Genomic DNA, 15,263 nt, shown 5'->3' with positions numbered 1-15,263 from the left:
GTTGAGACCCCGCGATCACTGCCGAAGTCAGGTATCGGATCAATGGAAAACGACGATAATCGGCAGACGCTCCTGAATAGCTACGGCCTGCTCGCTTCTTTGTGCATCCTGTTTTGCATCATCAGTCGTGCGCCATCCATATTCGACGAGCTCTCATTGGCAGGCCTCAAGCTGACCAATGTCAACGTCGGATGGGTCGTGATCCTCGGCCCCTGGATTATTTCAGCAGGCATGGTGTGGTTGCTTTACTACGCATCGGTGGTCGTGGTGACCCCCGCCCAGCGGTCGAGGGGCGCACGGATCGCGATGATCGCACTTGCCCTGATCCCGGCGATCGCGGAGTTATTTTTGCTCCGGCAGCTTATCTTCGAAACGACCCAGGCCGGCATTCCCTGTGATCAGTTCGACCACCTGCGCCTGTTCACGGATTTCGATCTTTCTTCTGCGGCCGGGTGGAAGCCCCACTACTGTTTTGGGTTGAAACCTGAACAGCAAGAAGCGATGCCGCATTTCTATCCGCCCTATCAAACTTGGGCGCACGTCATCCTGCCGTTCCTCGTCGGAGCGGCCGGGATCAGGATCGGACGGTTTCTCTGATCCTGGAACCTCGACCACGCGAACCGAAGCGCAACGGAGGGATTATGACGAGGCAAGCAACGATGGCGGCGATCCCCCTCGCCGGCGCGCTCCTTCTCGGCTCCGGCGTGGCCCGGGCTGCCGAATGCGACCAGTTCATTAGCGGCAGGATCGCGGACCAGATCCGCGGTCCGATCGAGGCGACCGACTGTTCCTACCTCGGTCGGGCCGGTGTCGACAAGGCCAATCACAAGCTGGAGAGTGTGTGCTACAAGTCCTCCGGACCTACCTCGTCCGTCGAGATCAATGCCAGCTTCAGTTGCAGCACAAGCCCGGCCGCACTCATCAAATTCTCGACCTCCGATCGAGTGAGAGCAACGGCCGATATCAGAGGTTCCGACTGCCAAGTCCTCGACGTGAAAGTGAACACCTCGGGAGAGATCTCGAAGGTCGTCCTCAAGGCGTTCGACGCGAACGGCCGGGTACGGACAGCCCTGCAGGACGCTCTGAACAAGCTCTGCAAGCGCTAACCCGCACATCCATCACGTGAACCATGCCCCACGCGAGCACCGCGTGGGGCGAATCTGTCGTGATCTAGGCCGCCGCGCGGGCCTCCTCCTCCAGCTCGTCCGCCGGCCCGAAGAACTCGTACCGGATGCGCTCCGCCGGCACCCCGAGGCGGGCGAGGCCGCGGACCAGGCTGGCGAGGAAGGATTTGGGGCCGCACAGGTAGTAGGTCGCCTCCGCCGCCGGTGTGTGGGCGACGAGCCATTCCGGGGTGATGCGGCCGACCCTGTCATACGCCGTCCCGAGCCGGTCCGCGCTCTCCGGTGCCTCGTAGACCGTGTGCAGGCGGATCGCCGGGCGATCGGCGGCGAGGCGCCGGGTGCGCTCGGCCATGGCGTGGACCCGGCCGTGCAGCGCCCCGTGGACGTACCAGGTCGGCCGCTCGGGCGTCTCGGCGTGGATCGTCTCCAGCATGCTCATCATCGGGGTGAGGCCGACGCCGCCGCTCACCAGCACCACCGGCGCCGACGTGGTACGATCGAGCACGAAGTCGCCGGCGGGCGCCGCGACGGTCAGCACCGTGCCGGGATGGGCCGTCTCGTGCAGCCAGGACGAGACCAGGCCGGCAGGACGGCCGGGCGTCGCCTCGCGCTTCACGGTGATGCGGTAAGAGCGGTCGTTCGGTGCGCAGGAAATCGAGTAGTTGCGCTTGAGCACGCCCTCGCCCGGCAGGTCGAGGCGGAGGCCCAGAGACTGGCCGGGCTGGTGGCGCAGCACCGCACCCCCATCGACCGGTACCAGCACGAAGGAGCGGATCGTCTCGCTCTCGATCGTCACGCTCTCGATTCGGAAGTCGCGCCAGCCGGTCCAGCCGCCGGGCCGCGTCTCGTGATCGTGGTAGATCGCGGCCTCGCGATCGATCAGGATGTCGGCCAGGAACCAGTAGGCCTCGCCCCAGGCGGCGCAGATCTCCGGCGTCGCGGCCTCGGCCAGAACGTCCTGGATCGCCCCGAGCAGCGCCTCGGCGACGGAGGCGTAGTGGGCCGGCAGGATCGTCAAGGTGACGTGCTTCTGGGCAATGCGCTCGACCGCGCCGGCGAGCGCACCGAGATTGTCGATGTTGCGCGCATAGGCGAGCACCGCATTGGCCAGGGCCTTCGGCTGGGAACCGGTCTCGCCGTGATGCGACTGGTTGAACAGGTCGCGGATCGCCGGGTCCTGAAACAGGCGCTCGTACATCCGGCGGGTGATCGCGAGGCCGTGGGCCTCCAGGGCGGGGATCGTGGCCTTGACGAGGGCGATGGTGGCGGGGCTCAGCGGGGACGGCATGGCGCGCTCAAAGGTGCATTCGATATGAACCTTATACGGCGCCCGCCTGAAGGTGTATAGGAATTACATGTTATGAAGCGGGCGAGGCTCCCATGCGCCTGACGCGCTACACCGATTACGCCCTGCGCACGCTGCTCTATCTCGGCGCCAACGAGCCGCGGCAGAGCTCGATCGCCGAGGTCGCACGGGCTTACGGCATCTCCGAGAACCACCTGACCAAGGTGGTGCATCAGCTCGGCCGGCTCGGCCTGGTGCGCACCATCCGCGGCCGCGGCGGCGGCCTGCGCCTGGCGCTGAGTCCCAGCGCGATCGTGATCGGCGCGGTGGTGCGGCAGACCGAGGAGGACCTGGCCCTGGTCGAGTGCTTCGGGAACGGCGCCTGCGCCATCACCCCGGCCTGCCGCCTGCGCCGCGCTCTGGCTGAGGCGCTCGCCGCGTTCCTGGCGGTGCTCGACGGCTATACCCTGGCGGACCTGCTGGCGGGGGATGCGGCGCCGGATCTCGCGCGGCTGCTGGGCTTGCCGGAGCCGGAGGGCGAGCAGGTGGAGGTGTAGGGTTCGGAGCGTCCCACACACGCCGGTCGCGCGCGGACCCTCCCCCGCAGAGAGGGGGAGGCTTCATTGCACGGCACGCTTCAGCCCTTCGCCCGCCCCGGCCGCTGATCCTGCGGCGTGTAGTCGATCGTCGTGAAGCTGCCGCCCTGGAGGGTGCGGGCGACCGGGTCGAGGGGGTTCTCCTGGCCGAGGATCTCCTCCGCCCAATCCTCCGCCGACTGGGTCGGCCGGTAGCCGATCGCGGCTGCGGCCGCGCTGTTGTCCCAGTAGCTGCGCGGGTTGTTCGAGGCGCCCCAGACCGCGACGTAGCCCGGGATCGGCGCCGCGATGCTGCGCAGCACGAGCTGGGTGAGGTCGTCGTGGCCGAGCCAGGTCGAGAGGTGGCGGAACTCGGTCGGGCGCGGCAGGGCGCTGCCGATGCGGATGGCCACGCCCTCGATGCCGTGCCGGTCCCAGTACATCTGCCCCATCAGCTCGCCCCAGGCCTTGCTCAGGCCGTAGGCGCCGTCGGGCCGGAACGGGGCGTCGATGTCGAGCCGGTCGTTCACCGAATGCATGCCGAAGGCGTGGTTGGAGCTGGCGAAGATCACGCGCCGCACGGCGTGGCGACGGGCACCCTCGTAGACCGCCTGCAGGGCCACGAGATTGTTCTCGATCACCTCCGGCATCGGCCGCTCGACGCTGGTGCCCGCCATGTGGACCAGGACCTCGGCCCCTTCGAGCAGCCGGTCGACCGCCTCGGGATCGCGCAGGTCGCCGGTCGTCACGGTCTCGGCCTCCGAGAGCGGCGTCAGCGCCGTCGGGCCCCCGCCGGAGCGCAGGACGATGCCGGCATCGAGCAGCCGCGGCCGCAGCACCGCCCCGATCTGCCCGCCCGCCCCCGACAGGGCGACCCGGATTCCCGCTGCCTCGCTCATGCGTCCTCCTTGTTTCGTCGTTGTGCGGCCCCGGCGGCGCGGGTCACGCCCCATCATCGAGGAGCGACGGTCCATCGTCGAGGATCGTCGCGACGTGGTGGGCCAGCGCGCTCGCGAGAGCCGGCCCGTCCCGGCTCTCGGCGGCGGCCAGGATGCCGAGATGGCGCTGCGCCGTGTGGGTGAGGTCGGCCGGCCCGGCGATCAGCTTGAAGCGGTGGTTGTGGGTCAGGCAGCGCAGGAGCAGGGGCTCCAGGCTCGGCCAGCCGGCCTCGGCGAAGAGCCGGCGGTGGAACTCGCGGTCGGCCTCGGCGAGCGCGTAAGGATCGCCCGCCGCCGCGGCCACCTCCATCAGGGCGAGCTGCGCCTCGAGGTCCGCCCGCAGGGCGGCGGGGTTGCCGCAGGGCCGGGCGCAGGCCCGACGGGCAGCGCGGCATTCGAGGTCGCGGCGCAGGCGCAGCATCTCGACCGCCTCCTCGGCGCTCGACTCCGAGACCCGGGTGCCGCGATGACCGGAACGTTGCACCAAACCCTCTTCCTGAAGGAGCAGCAAAGCCTCGCGGATCACCCCCTGGCTGCAACCGAACCGGCCGGCGAGGTCGAGTTCGAGCAGGGCCGCGCCGGGGGCGATCTCGCCGAGCATGATCGCGCGGCGCAACCCGTCGGCCACTTGCAGGTGACGGCGGGCCCGCGCTGGAATCGGGGGGCTCACGGGCTGTCCGGCCCGCATGGTCTCGGCGGCGATCATCGCCTTAGCGTCGGTCATGCCCCCTCCCTTGTCAAGCATTATCAATATCGATAATGACCGCAAAGCTCACCGCGACCACCGCCGGCGACAGAGCGGACGCGCGCAGGGCCTTGATTCTGCATTGTTTCCGGCGTGGCCGGCAACGTTCTCACGGGAAGGGAACGCCGATGGGCAAATCGCGCGGCCTGCGGTGGCGCATCCTGGCGCTGGTCGGGCTCGGCACGGTCGTCAACTACATCGACCGCAACACGCTGGGCGTGCTGGCCCCGCTGCTGAAGGACCAGCTCGGCGTCTCGACCGAGCAGTACTCGTTCATCGTCGCGGCATTCCAGATCTCCTACGGGGTGATGCAGCCGGCCGCCGGCTTCCTCACCGACCTGATCGGCCTGCGCACCGGCTACTGCCTGTTCGCCCTGGTCTGGGGCTCGGCCTGCGCGCTGCACGCGCTGGCGGGCAACTGGCAGGCGATGGCGGCGTTCCGGGGCCTGCTCGGCCTCGGCGAGGCGGCGGCGATCCCCTCGGCCGTCAAGACCGCGACCCTGTGGTTCCCGCCCCGGGAGCGCTCGATCGCCACCGGCTGGTTCAACACCGGCTCGTCGATCGGCGCGATGATCGCCCCGCCGCTGGTGGTGTGGCTGTCGCTGACCTGGAGCTGGCAGGTCGCCTTCCTGGTCACCGGCCTGATGTCGGTCGGCGTCGCCGCCCTGTGGTGGCTGGTCTACCGCGACCCGCAGGACCATCCGGGCTTGAGCGAGGCCGAGCGCACCCATATCGGCGCCGACGCGCCGCAGGCTGTCCTGCCGAAGCCCTCCGTCAAGGCGGTGGTCGGGCGGCGGGAATTCTGGGGCATCGCGGCGGCGCGCTTCCTCACCGAGCCGGCCTGGCAGACCTTCAGCTACTGGATCCCGCTCTACATGGTCAGCGCCCGGGGCATGGACATCAAGCAATTCGCCCTGTTCGCCTGGCTGCCCTTCCTCGCCGCCGATCTCGGCTGCGTGCTCAGCGGGTACCTGTCGCCATACCTCAGCCGGCGCTTCCGGATCTCGCTCGCCAACTCGCGCATCGCCGGCATCGGCTTCGGGGCCGTCTGCATGATCGGCCCGGGGCTGATCGGGCTGGCCTCGAGCCCGTTCACGGCGATCTGCCTGTTCTCGCTCGGCGCCTTCGCCCACCAGATGCTGTCGAGCCTGCTCTACGCCGTCGTCACCGACCACTTCCAGCCGCACGAGGTCGCGACCACGACGGGCTTCTGCGGCATGGCGGGTTATCTCGGCGGCACGCTGTTCTCGCTGCTGATCGGGCAGCTCGCCGGGCGCATCGGCTTCGAGCCGCTCTTCGCCTGCCTCACGGTGTTCGATCTCGTGGCCTTGCTCGTGGTCTGGCTGGTGCTGGGCGAGCGCCGGCGGGTCCGGCCGCTCCCGGCGGGCGCGGTCGCGCACTGACCGGGCTCCCCGGAGAACGCCTCATGCCATCGCGCTTTCGCATCGACGTGTCGATGCGAAAGCGTCCGGCGCATCGGCGCCGGCGCCCGTTCGGACCTAGCCAGCGCCTTCGAACGAGTCCGTTCGACGGCGCGGCGGCATGAGAGAACGCCTTGCATCCGGCGCGGCGGACCGCGATGGTCCGCGCCCGAAGAACCGCCAGGAGGATCGCCCCCGTGTGGACGCCGACGACCCGGTATCCCGACCCCGCCATCGAGGTCATCGATCCCTCGTTTGCCCGCTACCGGGTGTTCAGCGCCGGGGTCGAACGCCTCGCCACCGGCTGCCGCTGGAGCGAGGGCCCGGTCTGGTTCGGCGACGGGCGCTACCTCCTGTGGAGCGACATCCCGAACAACCGCATCCTGCGCTACGACGAGGAGAGCGGCGCGGTCTCGGTCTTCCGCAAGCCGTCGAACTTCGCCAACGGCAACACCCGCGACCGCCAGGGCCGCCTCGTCACCTGCGAGCATGGCGGACGGCGGGTGACCCGCACCGAGTATGACGGCGCCATCACGGTGCTGGCCGATTCCTACGAGGGCAAGCGCCTCAACTCGCCCAACGACGTGGTGGTGGCCTCCGACGGCGCGGTCTGGTTCACCGACCCGCCCTTCGGCATCCTCGGCAACTACGAAGGCGAACGGGCCGAGCCGGAATCGCCCCAGAACGTCTACCGCCTCGACCCGGCGACCGGGGCGCTGGCGGCCGTCGCCACCGACCTCGCCGGGCCGAACGGCCTGTGCTTCTCCCCCGACGAATCGACCCTCTACCTCGTCGAGTCGCGGGCGCAGCCGAACCGCCGCATCCTCGCCTTCGACGTCGGCGCGGGCGGGCGCCTGACGAACCGGCGCGTCCACATCGATGCCGGCCCCGGCACGCCGGACGGCTTCCGCTGCGACATCGACGGCAACCTGTGGTGCGGCTGGGGCATGGGCTCGGAGGCTCTCGACGGGGTGATGGTCTACAATCCCGACGGCATCCTGATCGGCCGCATCCGCCTGCCCGAGCGCTGCGCCAACCTCTGCTTCGGCGGCCGCCACCGCAACCGGCTGTTCATGGCGGCGAGCCAGTCGCTCTACGCGCTCTACGTCGACACGCAGGGCGTGGCCGGGGGCTGACGCCCCGGCCCCGAGCAGATTTCACAAAGGCGGTTGCCGGTTTTGCGGCAACACTCTGCGACAAGACAAGGACCCAAGCCGCGGACGGCGCGCGAGAGCAACGCCCGATCACGTTGCAATCGGGCGCTGCTCTTAGTCTTTGATTGTGCCGCATTTTTCTGCGACGAACCGGTGTCCACGTCGTCGGAAAATGCTCTAACGTCGCCCCGCCGCCACCAGGCACAGCAGCTCGAACAGCACCTGCGCGGCGCATTGCGCCGTGTTGCTGGTCGGGTCGTATTGCGGCGCCACCTCGACCACGTCGCCGCCGACGATGTTCACGCCCGCGAGGCCCCGGAGCAGTTCCAGCACTTCGCGCGGCGTGAGCCCGCCCATCTCGGGCGTGCCGGTGCCCGGCGCGAAACCGGGATCGAGGCTGTCGACGTCGAAGGAGAGGTAGGTGGGGCCGTCGCCCACGACCTCGCGGGCCCGGGCGATCACCGCGGGCAATCCGAGCCGCGGCACCTCCTCGGCATGGATCACCGTCATGCCCGACACGTACGAGAACTCCCACAGGTACTCGGCGCCGCCCCGGATGCCGATCTGGATCGTGCGCGCGGGGTCGAGCACGCCGTCGAGCACCGCCTGGCGGAACGGCCCGCCGTGGTGGAACTTCGAGCCCTCGTAGACGCCGCCGGTGTCGCAATGGGCGTCGATGTGGATCATGCCGACCGGGTGCGCGGCACCGACCGCCCTCAAGGTCGCGCGGCTGATCGAGTGGTCGCCCCCGACAGCGAGCGGCACCACGCCCGCCTTCACCACGGTGGCGAAGAACGCCTCGATGTCCTCGTGGCAGCTCTCGAGCGAGAAGCGGCTGCGGAACGGCACGTCGCCGATATCGGCCGCCTTCAGCTCCGCCGCCGGGGTGATCCGCAGCACGTGCTCGTAGGGGCCGATGCGCTCCACCGCCCGCACCGCCCGCGGCCCATGGCGGGCGCCGGCCCGGTTGGTGACGCCGAGATCCATCGGCACGCCGATCAGCGCCACGTCGAGGCCGCCGAAATCGGGCAGGGTCGCGACCTCGGGGCGGAACGGCAGGTCGAGGAAGGTCGCGGGGTCCGCGAAGGGCCATTTGCGCCGGTCGCTCTCGCTGAATTGCTGCGCGGCGGCCTTCGCAAAATCCGGATCGTCGATGTCGCCACCGGTCGCGTCGAGGTAGCGGGCGCGCAGGGCCGCGAGCTTGGCCTGGTCCATGGGGGGCTCCGGAGATGGGCCCGCGAAGGCTCTCGGAGCCCGCGGGCGCGGCACTCGGGGGGTCGGCCTCGAGAGGCCCCGGCGCGCCCGGCGTGCCCTCGGCCCGCGCCACCCGGCCGCGACAAGAGCGCAGGCCGGCCATGCTGGCAAGCCCGTTGTCCCGGCAGGCGGCGACGGCCACGACTCGGGACTCGCGCGATCCGCCGCCCCGACGCTCCCGAAGGCCGCCACAGATGGGTGATTTGCTCCTGGGTGACTTAGTCCTGGGTGACCTCCTGCCCGACGCCCGTCCGCGCCGCCCCGTCGCGGCGGCCTGACCGGCGACCCGATGCGCTCGCTTCTGGCACCGGCCTGGCCGGGCGTCTGGCTGCTCGCCGGTGCCCATCTGCTCGCCTTCGCGGACCGGTTCATCGCCGCGCTGGTCGCGCCGGCGATCAAGGCGGATCTCGCTCTGAGCGACTTCGCGCTCGGCCTCGCCCAGGGCACCGCCTTCGTGGCGGCCTATGCGGCGGCCTCGCTGATGGCCGGCTCCCTCGTCGACCGCGTCCATCGCCCGCGCCTGATCGCGGCCGGGATCCTGGTCTGGAGCCTCGCCTCCCTGTCGAGCGGGCTCGCGACCGATTTCGGCGCGTTCGTCCTCGCCCGCGCGGGCCTCGGTCTCGGCCAGGCCGTCCTCACCCCGGCGGCCCTCGCGCTCATCGCCGCGCGCCAGCCCCGGGACCGGATCGGGCACGGCGTCGCGCTCTACACCGCCGGCGCCGTCCTGGGGCGCGGCACCGCCTTGGGTCTGGGCGGCGGGCTCCTGGCCCTGCTGCCGGCCCTGGTGTCGGTGCCGGGGCTGCCCGCCTCGGTCGCGGCGTGGCGCGTGCTGTTCGTCCTCAGCGTGGTGCCGAACCTCGTCCTCATGGCCCTACTTCTGCGGATGCGGGATCCCAGCCGCGACGGCCCGCGGCCGATCAGACGGGCGCGGGTCTGGCCGTGGCTCGCCCGCCATGCCGGGCGCTACGCCGCCATCATGGTCGCGGGGATAGCCGTGACCCTGGTGGTACAGACGACCAATGCCTGGGCGGTGACGCTCCTCGTGCGCCGCTTCGGCCTGCCGCTGTCCTCGGCCGGGATGCTGGTCGGCTCGGTCATGACGCTCGCCGCGCCGCTCGGCCAGTTCACCGGCGGGCGCCTCCTCGACCGCGGGATCAAGGCGGGCCTGCCCGGACGGCGGCTGCTGCTCTGCGTCCTCGTCGGCACGCTGCCGCTCTCGGGGATCCTGTGCCTCGCGGAGGATCTCGCCCTCGCGACGGCCGCCCTGGGCGCCCTGGTCTTCGGCCTCGGCATCGGCTCGGTGACGACGCTCGCCGGGCTGCAGATCATGACGCCGCATGCCTTGCGCGGCCGCGTCACCGCCCCGTTCATGGCCGGCATCACGCTCGCAGGCTTCGGGCTCGGCCCGCCCCTCGTCGGGCTCCTGGCCGACCGCGTCTTCGGCGAGGCGGGACTCGGCGCCGCCCTGCTGACCGCCACCGCGCTGGCCTGCGCGCTCGGACTCGTTGCCCTCCTGCCGGCCCCGCACTACGTCAGGGGACCCACGACCGGACAGGTGCGGCCTCCCCGCTGAGCGGGTCCGCGAGCGCGATGGACACGATCACTCTTGGACCCGGGATCGCCGAGCCCGGCCTCTCCGGACCAGCGACGCCGGGCAAGACCCTGGCGGACGACGCGGCCTTCGAGGCCTATCGCGTGCTCTACAGTGGCGGCACCGACGTCGACCGGCTCGCAGGCCCGCTGCGGACCGAGGTCGTCGCCCACCGGATGCCGCGGATGCTGCTCTTCGACCGCCGGCTCGCCGGCGTGTCGCATGCCCGCGCGCCCCGCCGGGTCGCCCGCGACGGCTTCGATCACGTCACCCTCCACCTCGTCCTCGCGGGCAGCATGATGCTGGAGGTGCCGGGTGCGGTCCGCCGGGTCGAGGCCGGGAGCATGGCGCTGTTCGACCTCACCCAGCCGCAGCGCACCTGGACCGAGGGCGCCCGCATCGTCACCGCGGCGATCGCCCGCGACAGGCTCGATGCCGCGACGCTGGACGGCCTCGACCTGCACGGCCTGGTCCTCGGGCCCCGCGAGGCGGGGCTGGTGATCGACTTCGCGCGCTCGCTGGCCGCCCACGCGGCGGCGCTGACGCCCGAACTCGCCGGTGCCGTGACCGAGTCGCTGTGCCTGATGCTCGGCGCGACCCTGGCCTCCTTGCGCGACAACGGCGCCCCGCTGCCGCCGCCCCTCGCGGCGGGCCGGGCCCGCGCCCGAGCAGTCGCCTTCATCGAGCAGAATCTCGGGGATCGCGGCCTGACCAGCGCGGCGATCGCCGCCGGGGCCGGCCTGTCGCGCAGCGCGCTCTACCGGCTGTTCGAGCCGGCGGGCGGCGTCGCCCGCTACGTGCAGCAGCAGCGCGTGGCGCGCCTGCGCCGCACCCTGTCCCGGGCCGACGAGAACCGGACGATCGACGAACTGACAAGCGCGGCCGGCTTCACCTCGCCGGGCCATGCCGGCCGGCTGTTCCGGGATGCTTTCGGCCTTCCGCCAGGGGAATATCGGCGCAGCTTGCGCGCCGAGGAGCCTGCGAGCGGGATCGCCCTGATCGGCGCGCCGCGCCGGGGCCGCGTGGCGAGGCCGCCGGTCGGCCTCACGGCCTGGCACGGCGAACTCCTGTGAGCGGCGCGGCCGGCCCCCGCCGGTCGCGCCGCGACCTCTCCCGACATCGCCGCCCAAGACGCGGCCACCATCAAGACGCGGCCACCATCAAGACGCAGCCACCATCGAGACGCGCCCCATCAGGAGGGGTCGTCCCGGGCGGCCGTCCGGACGATCTCACGCGCTGCGCGAGCGCCCACGCTTGACAGGCTTGGCCCCGGCAGGCTTGGCCTCTGCGGTCTTGGCCTCGAAGGTCCCGGCCTCGGCGGCCGGCGCCGTCACGACGGCGTCGGAAGCGGCGCGCTTGGCGGCTGCCGCGACGTTGCGGCCCCGGCCCAGCCCGATGCTCTTGGCGAGCTCGGAGCGCTGGGCGGCGTAGTTGGCGGCGACCATCGGGTAGTCGTGCGGCAGGCCCCACTTGCGGCGGTACTCCTCGGGGGTGAGCCCGCGGGTCGACAGGTGGCGCTTGAGCGACTTGTACTGCCGGCCGTCCTCGAGGCTGATCAGGTAGTCCGGGGTCACCGTCTTCTTGATCGGCATCAGCGGAACCGGCTTCTCGGCCTCCTTGGCGGCCGGCTGGCCGAGGGAGACGAAAGCGGCGTGCACGGTAGCGATCAGACCGGCCAGATCGGCGGCCGGGACGGAGTTGTTGGCGACGTAGGCCGATACGACGTCGGCGGAGAGGGCGACGAAATCGACCTCCTGGACCAGATCTTCTTGTGACACGGAGAATCATCCCAACTTACGAGCCCGTTTGGCGGGCATAGCCGCGATATCGGTCACAGCGCCAGGGTTTCAACCCATCGTCGCGCGCTCACCCCCGAATTTCCCACAGATGCTTTTGATAATCGGGCAGGCTTGCCATGGCGCAACGGCGTCAGGGGCATCTGGAGATCCACCCAAGCCTTGCGCCGCCTGCAGCCTACTCGGCCTCCTACTCTGTGACGAAGGTCGGAGAGGCGCATCGAACGCGGTGAGATGAGCAAAATTGGCTCAGGCGCCGGCCTGTCACCGTCGAGAAACTTGGCACCGCCCTTCCCCTGGCGCCGAATTTGCACTAACGCCGAAGCACGACCGGCGAGCGCCGCATGCCCTTCCATTCCTTGCCGTTCCTGCTGCTGTTCCTGCCGGTGGCGCTCGGGCTGCACGCCCTCTGCGTCGCCCGCCGGCCAGGCTGGCGCGTCGCCTGGCTCGCCGCCCTGTCCTTCGTCTTCTACGCCTGGTGGGATCTGCGTTTCGTCCCGGTGCTCGCCGGCTCCGTCGCGCTCAACTGGCTCGCCGGCGAGTGGTTTGCCCGAGGGGCCTGGCGCCGCAGCGGGCGCAACGCGATCCTCACCCTGGCGATCGTCCTCGATCTCGGATTGCTTGGGCTATACAAGTATCTCGGCTTCTTCGCCGGGCTGGCGGACGCCATCACCGGCGCGGATCTGCCGCGGGTGTCCCTGGCTCTGCCGCTCGGCATCTCGTTCTTCACCTTCCAGCACATCGCCTATCTGGTCGACCTGCGGCGCGGCACGGCCGAGCGGATGACGCTCGCCGAATATGCCGTCTACGTCGCGTTCTTCCCCCGCGTGATCGCCGGCCCCCTGGTGCGGCCCTCGGAACTCGCGGGCCAGCTCCGCGCGCCCGAGCCGCATTCCGCGGACCGCACGGCCCGCGGCCTGATGCTGCTCACCGCGGGCCTTTCCAAGAAGGTGTTTCTCGGCGACGGGCTCGGGACCATTGTCGATCCGCTCTGGGCCGCCGCCGCGTCGGGCGGGCAGCCGGACTTCGCCACGGCGATGCAGGCGACGGTCGGCTACGCTCTCCAGCTCTATTTCGACTTCTCGGGCTATACCGACATGGCGCTCGGCCTCGCGCTCCTGTTCGGGATCGTGCTGCCGGACAATTTCTCGGCGCCTTACCGCGCGGCCTCGATCCAGGATTTCTGGCGGCGCTGGCACATCACCCTGTCGTTCTTCCTGCGCGACTACCTCTACATCCCGTTCGGCGGCAGCCGGCACGGCGTGCCGCGCCAGCTCCTGGCGCTCTTCGCCACCATGGCGCTCGGCGGGTTGTGGCACGGGGCGGGGTTGACCTTCGTCGCCTGGGGGGCGGCGCACGGCGTCGCGCTCGGCCTTCACGTGCTCTGGCGCCGCGCCGGCCTCCAGCTCCCGCAGGCGGCGGGCTTCCTCGCGACCTTCAGCTTCGTCTGCCTCGCCTGGGTGCTGTTTCGCGCACCCGACTTCGCCACCGCCCTCGCGGTCTATCGCGGGCTGCTCGGCCTCGGCACCGAGTCGGGCAGCACCGCCGCGTTCTGGCCGCTGGCCGCCGGCGCCGCGGCTCTGGCGATCCTCGGCCCCACCGCCCGCGAGGCGGTGGACAGCCTGATCCCGCGGGCCTGGGCGGCCGCGGCGACCGCCCTGCTCCTGGCGGCGATCCTGCTGCAGGTCGGCAACGACGCCAACCAGGCCTTCATCTATGCCCGCTTCTGAGGCCCTGGCCCGTCGCTACCTCGCGCTGACGGCCCTGATCCTCGCGCTCCTCGTCACCGGGGTGGCCGGGCGGGTGATCTGGTTCGACGCCTACTGGATCTTCCGCGACGACCCACCGTGGCGGGCCGTGACCGACGGCAACAGCCGCCTTCTCGACCGGCAGACCCGCCGGGCCAAGGTGCTGCAAGCGCTGACGCGCCCCTACGACCTCGCGCTCATCGGCTCCTCGACGGTCTATCACGGCCTCGACCCCGCCGACGTCACCGGCGTGCCGCCGGGTCGGGTCTTCAATGCCGGCATCTCGGCGGTCATCGCCACGGAGCTGCCGGTGATCGCCGCCGTGGTGGCCTCCCGGGCCCCGGCCCGGGCGACGCTCGGGCTCGACTACTACATGTTCTCGCGTCCGAGCGTGCCGGTGCATCTCGACGAGGCGCTGGCCACCCTCAGCGGCCGGCTCGCCGCACTGATGGGCAGCGTGCTCGGCCGCTACGCGCTCGCCGACAGCCGTCTCGCGGCGGTGGCGGGCGGCGACGATCCGGGCTCCTGGACCCGGGCCGGCTTTCGCATCACCCCGCCCCTGGCGGCGGTCCTGACCCTGGAGAACGATGCCACGCGCCGGCGCACCACGGCGGCGTTCCGGCCCGAGACCCTGGCGGGCCTCGACCTTGCCCTCGACCGTCTCTCGGGCGTCGACCTGGCGGTCTATCTCTCGCCGGTGAGCGACGCGCAACGGCGGGTGCTCGCCGATCTCGGGCTGACCGACGACTTCTCGCAGTGGCGCGAGGCGGTGATGCGGCTCTGCGCCGCCCGCGGGAGGCCGGTCCTCGACCTCACCAACCTCGGCGATCCCTATCCGTTCGATCCCGCCGCCGGCTCCACCCCCGCCTGGCTCGACAACCTGCACTACACGCCGCTGATCGGCCGCCAGGTGCTGGAGCGGCTGGGCCTGCGCCGGCCGGCGGCCCGGTGAGCGCGGCCCGCCCCCCTGACCCACCGGCGAAGGCCTCCGGCCTGCGCCGCCACCGCGCCCTGATGGCCTGCCTCGCCGCCGGCCCGGCGCCCGGCGCGGTGATCCTCGGCGATTCCCTCGCCGCCGGCTGGCCCGAGCCGGACCTTACGGCTGCGACCGGCCTGCCCATTCTCAATCTCGGCCTGCCCGGGGACCGGGTGCAGACCACGCGCTGGCGCCTCGCCGCGATGGCGGCCTTCGCCCTCAGGCCCCGCCTCGCGGTCCTGATGGTCGGCACCAACAGCTTCGCCGATGGCGATGCGCCTGGGACGATCGTCGCCGGCCTCGCCGCCCTGGTGGCGGCGCTCCGCGCCGCCTGGGCACCGCAACGCATCGTGCTCGCCACCGTGCCGTGGCGCGAGAGCCCGCCGGGGCGGAGCGAGGCCGATCGGCTCGCGCTCAACGCCGCCATCGGGGGCCTCGCCCGGAACGAGGCCCTGCTCCTCCTCGATGGCGACGCGGCTTTTCGTCCCGAGCCGACCCATGGCCTCGAGGCCGACCGGCTCCATCTCAACGCCCGCGGCTACGCCGCGCTCAGTGCCGCCCTCGCCTCCCTCCTGCGCACCGGCTGAATCGACGGCCGGGCCGCCGCCGTCATCGGATCGTCACGAGAGCGGCCGACACGCAGGCCATTCCCAAAG

Annotated in this window: 15 protein-coding genes; 10 read left to right on the top strand and 5 right to left on the bottom strand. The window is 71.2% G+C overall.

The annotated features are described in order from the left end of the window. Positions 1-42: 42 nt before the first annotated feature. Complete coding sequence (locus tag DA075_RS02805; RefSeq protein ID WP_099951910.1) at positions 43-597, top strand: hypothetical protein; 555 nt, start codon at positions 43-45, stop codon at positions 595-597. Positions 598-659: 62 nt separating this feature from the next. Next, positions 660-1,106, top strand: a complete 447-nt coding sequence (locus DA075_RS02800) for a hypothetical protein (RefSeq protein WP_099951909.1) — start codon at positions 660-662, stop codon at positions 1,104-1,106. A 64-nt stretch (positions 1,107-1,170) separates the two neighbouring features. On the opposite strand, the gene hmpA is transcribed toward DA075_RS02800, so the two are convergent. Beyond that, positions 1,171-2,412 (bottom strand): NO-inducible flavohemoprotein, encoded by a 1,242-nt coding sequence (gene hmpA, locus DA075_RS02795; protein WP_099951908.1) that lies wholly within the window; start codon positions 2,410-2,412, stop codon positions 1,171-1,173. Between the two features lie 92 nt (positions 2,413-2,504). Here hmpA and DA075_RS02790 point away from each other — a divergent pair, with 92 nt between their 5' ends. After that, on the top strand, positions 2,505-2,966 hold the full coding sequence (locus DA075_RS02790) for an Rrf2 family transcriptional regulator (RefSeq protein ID WP_099951907.1): 462 nt from the start codon (positions 2,505-2,507) through the stop codon (positions 2,964-2,966). An 80-nt stretch (positions 2,967-3,046) separates the two neighbouring features. On the opposite strand, the gene DA075_RS02785 is transcribed toward DA075_RS02790, so the two are convergent. Together DA075_RS02785 and DA075_RS02780 are read right to left on the bottom strand one after the other, a co-directional pair. Next, positions 3,047-3,883 (bottom strand): NAD-dependent epimerase/dehydratase family protein, encoded by an 837-nt coding sequence (locus DA075_RS02785; protein WP_099951906.1) that lies wholly within the window; start codon positions 3,881-3,883, stop codon positions 3,047-3,049. 43 nt (positions 3,884-3,926) lie between these two features. Beyond that, positions 3,927-4,646, bottom strand: coding sequence for a GntR family transcriptional regulator (locus DA075_RS02780; RefSeq protein WP_232386482.1), 720 nt, complete (start codon positions 4,644-4,646; stop codon positions 3,927-3,929). 149 nt (positions 4,647-4,795) lie between these two features. Here DA075_RS02780 and DA075_RS02775 point away from each other — a divergent pair, with 149 nt between their 5' ends. Beyond that, positions 4,796-6,070 (top strand): MFS transporter, encoded by a 1,275-nt coding sequence (locus tag DA075_RS02775; RefSeq protein ID WP_099951905.1) that lies wholly within the window; start codon positions 4,796-4,798, stop codon positions 6,068-6,070. A 176-nt stretch (positions 6,071-6,246) separates the two neighbouring features. After that, positions 6,247-7,224 carry an SMP-30/gluconolactonase/LRE family protein gene (locus DA075_RS02770; RefSeq protein ID WP_099956360.1) on the top strand — a complete coding sequence of 326 codons (978 nt, stop codon included), beginning with the start codon at positions 6,247-6,249 and terminating at the stop codon, positions 7,222-7,224. 195 nt (positions 7,225-7,419) lie between these two features. Here the strand turns inward: DA075_RS02770 and speB are convergent, their stop codons facing one another. After that, positions 7,420-8,457 (bottom strand): agmatinase, encoded by a 1,038-nt coding sequence (speB, locus tag DA075_RS02765; RefSeq protein ID WP_099951904.1) that lies wholly within the window; start codon positions 8,455-8,457, stop codon positions 7,420-7,422. Positions 8,458-8,785: 328 nt separating this feature from the next. On the opposite strand from speB, the gene DA075_RS02760 reads away from it, so the two are divergent. Next, positions 8,786-10,069 carry an MFS transporter gene (locus DA075_RS02760; RefSeq protein WP_099951903.1) on the top strand — a complete coding sequence of 428 codons (1,284 nt, stop codon included), beginning with the start codon at positions 8,786-8,788 and terminating at the stop codon, positions 10,067-10,069. Positions 10,070-10,086: 17 nt separating this feature from the next. Further along, positions 10,087-11,160, top strand: coding sequence for a helix-turn-helix domain-containing protein (locus tag DA075_RS02755; RefSeq protein ID WP_099951902.1), 1,074 nt, complete (start codon positions 10,087-10,089; stop codon positions 11,158-11,160). A gap of 156 nt (positions 11,161-11,316) precedes the next feature. Here the strand turns inward: DA075_RS02755 and DA075_RS02750 are convergent, their stop codons facing one another. Next, on the bottom strand, positions 11,317-11,865 hold the full coding sequence (locus DA075_RS02750; RefSeq protein WP_099951901.1) for a Ros/MucR family transcriptional regulator: 549 nt from the start codon (positions 11,863-11,865) through the stop codon (positions 11,317-11,319). A gap of 362 nt (positions 11,866-12,227) precedes the next feature. Here DA075_RS02750 and DA075_RS02745 point away from each other — a divergent pair, with 362 nt between their 5' ends. The 3 genes from DA075_RS02745 to DA075_RS02735 are packed head-to-tail and all read left to right on the top strand — an operon-like array spanning position 12,228 to position 15,194. Next, positions 12,228-13,613: an MBOAT family O-acyltransferase gene (locus DA075_RS02745; RefSeq protein ID WP_099951900.1), complete on the top strand. Its 1,386-nt coding sequence runs from the start codon at positions 12,228-12,230 to the stop codon at positions 13,611-13,613. Then, complete coding sequence (locus DA075_RS02740) at positions 13,600-14,583, top strand: hypothetical protein (RefSeq protein ID WP_099951899.1); 984 nt, start codon at positions 13,600-13,602, stop codon at positions 14,581-14,583. The genes DA075_RS02745 and DA075_RS02740 overlap by 14 nt, the downstream gene beginning before the upstream one ends. Continuing rightward, the gene (locus DA075_RS02735) at positions 14,580-15,194 is read left to right on the top strand and encodes a GDSL-type esterase/lipase family protein (protein ID WP_232386486.1); all 615 of its coding nucleotides are present in this window, start codon (positions 14,580-14,582) and stop codon (positions 15,192-15,194) included. The genes DA075_RS02740 and DA075_RS02735 overlap by 4 nt, the downstream gene beginning before the upstream one ends. Positions 15,195-15,263 lie beyond the last annotated feature (69 nt).

Origin of the sequence: Methylobacterium currus (genome assembly GCF_003058325.1) — a bacterium.
Classification (GTDB): Bacteria; Pseudomonadota; Alphaproteobacteria; order Rhizobiales; family Beijerinckiaceae; genus Methylobacterium; species Methylobacterium currus.
The sequence above is the reverse complement of the archived record's forward strand: the minus strand, read 5'-3'. Positions and strand labels throughout refer to the sequence as shown.

Excerpts from the sequence above, each read along its gene's own strand:
- DA075_RS02805 (WP_099951910.1), top strand. The coding sequence starts at position 43 with ATGGAAAACGACGATAATCGGCAGACGCTCCTGAATAGCTACGGCCTG.
- DA075_RS02770 (WP_099956360.1), top strand. The coding sequence starts at position 6,247 with ATGGTCCGCGCCCGAAGAACCGCCAGGAGGATCGCCCCCGTGTGGACG.
- DA075_RS02800 (WP_099951909.1), top strand. The coding sequence starts at position 660 with ATGGCGGCGATCCCCCTCGCCGGCGCGCTCCTTCTCGGCTCCGGCGTG.
- speB (WP_099951904.1), bottom strand. The coding sequence starts at position 8,457 with ATGGACCAGGCCAAGCTCGCGGCCCTGCGCGCCCGCTACCTCGACGCG.
- DA075_RS02740 (WP_099951899.1), top strand. The coding sequence starts at position 13,600 with ATGCCCGCTTCTGAGGCCCTGGCCCGTCGCTACCTCGCGCTGACGGCC.
- hmpA (WP_099951908.1), bottom strand. The coding sequence starts at position 2,412 with ATGCCGTCCCCGCTGAGCCCCGCCACCATCGCCCTCGTCAAGGCCACG.
- DA075_RS02790 (WP_099951907.1), top strand. The coding sequence starts at position 2,505 with ATGCGCCTGACGCGCTACACCGATTACGCCCTGCGCACGCTGCTCTAT.
- DA075_RS02785 (WP_099951906.1), bottom strand. The coding sequence starts at position 3,883 with ATGAGCGAGGCAGCGGGAATCCGGGTCGCCCTGTCGGGGGCGGGCGGG.
- DA075_RS02780 (WP_232386482.1), bottom strand. The coding sequence starts at position 4,646 with ATGACCGACGCTAAGGCGATGATCGCCGCCGAGACCATGCGGGCCGGA.
- DA075_RS02745 (WP_099951900.1), top strand. The coding sequence starts at position 12,228 with ATGCCCTTCCATTCCTTGCCGTTCCTGCTGCTGTTCCTGCCGGTGGCG.
- DA075_RS02775 (WP_099951905.1), top strand. The coding sequence starts at position 4,796 with ATGGGCAAATCGCGCGGCCTGCGGTGGCGCATCCTGGCGCTGGTCGGG.
- DA075_RS02760 (WP_099951903.1), top strand. The coding sequence starts at position 8,786 with ATGCGCTCGCTTCTGGCACCGGCCTGGCCGGGCGTCTGGCTGCTCGCC.
- DA075_RS02755 (WP_099951902.1), top strand. The coding sequence starts at position 10,087 with ATGGACACGATCACTCTTGGACCCGGGATCGCCGAGCCCGGCCTCTCC.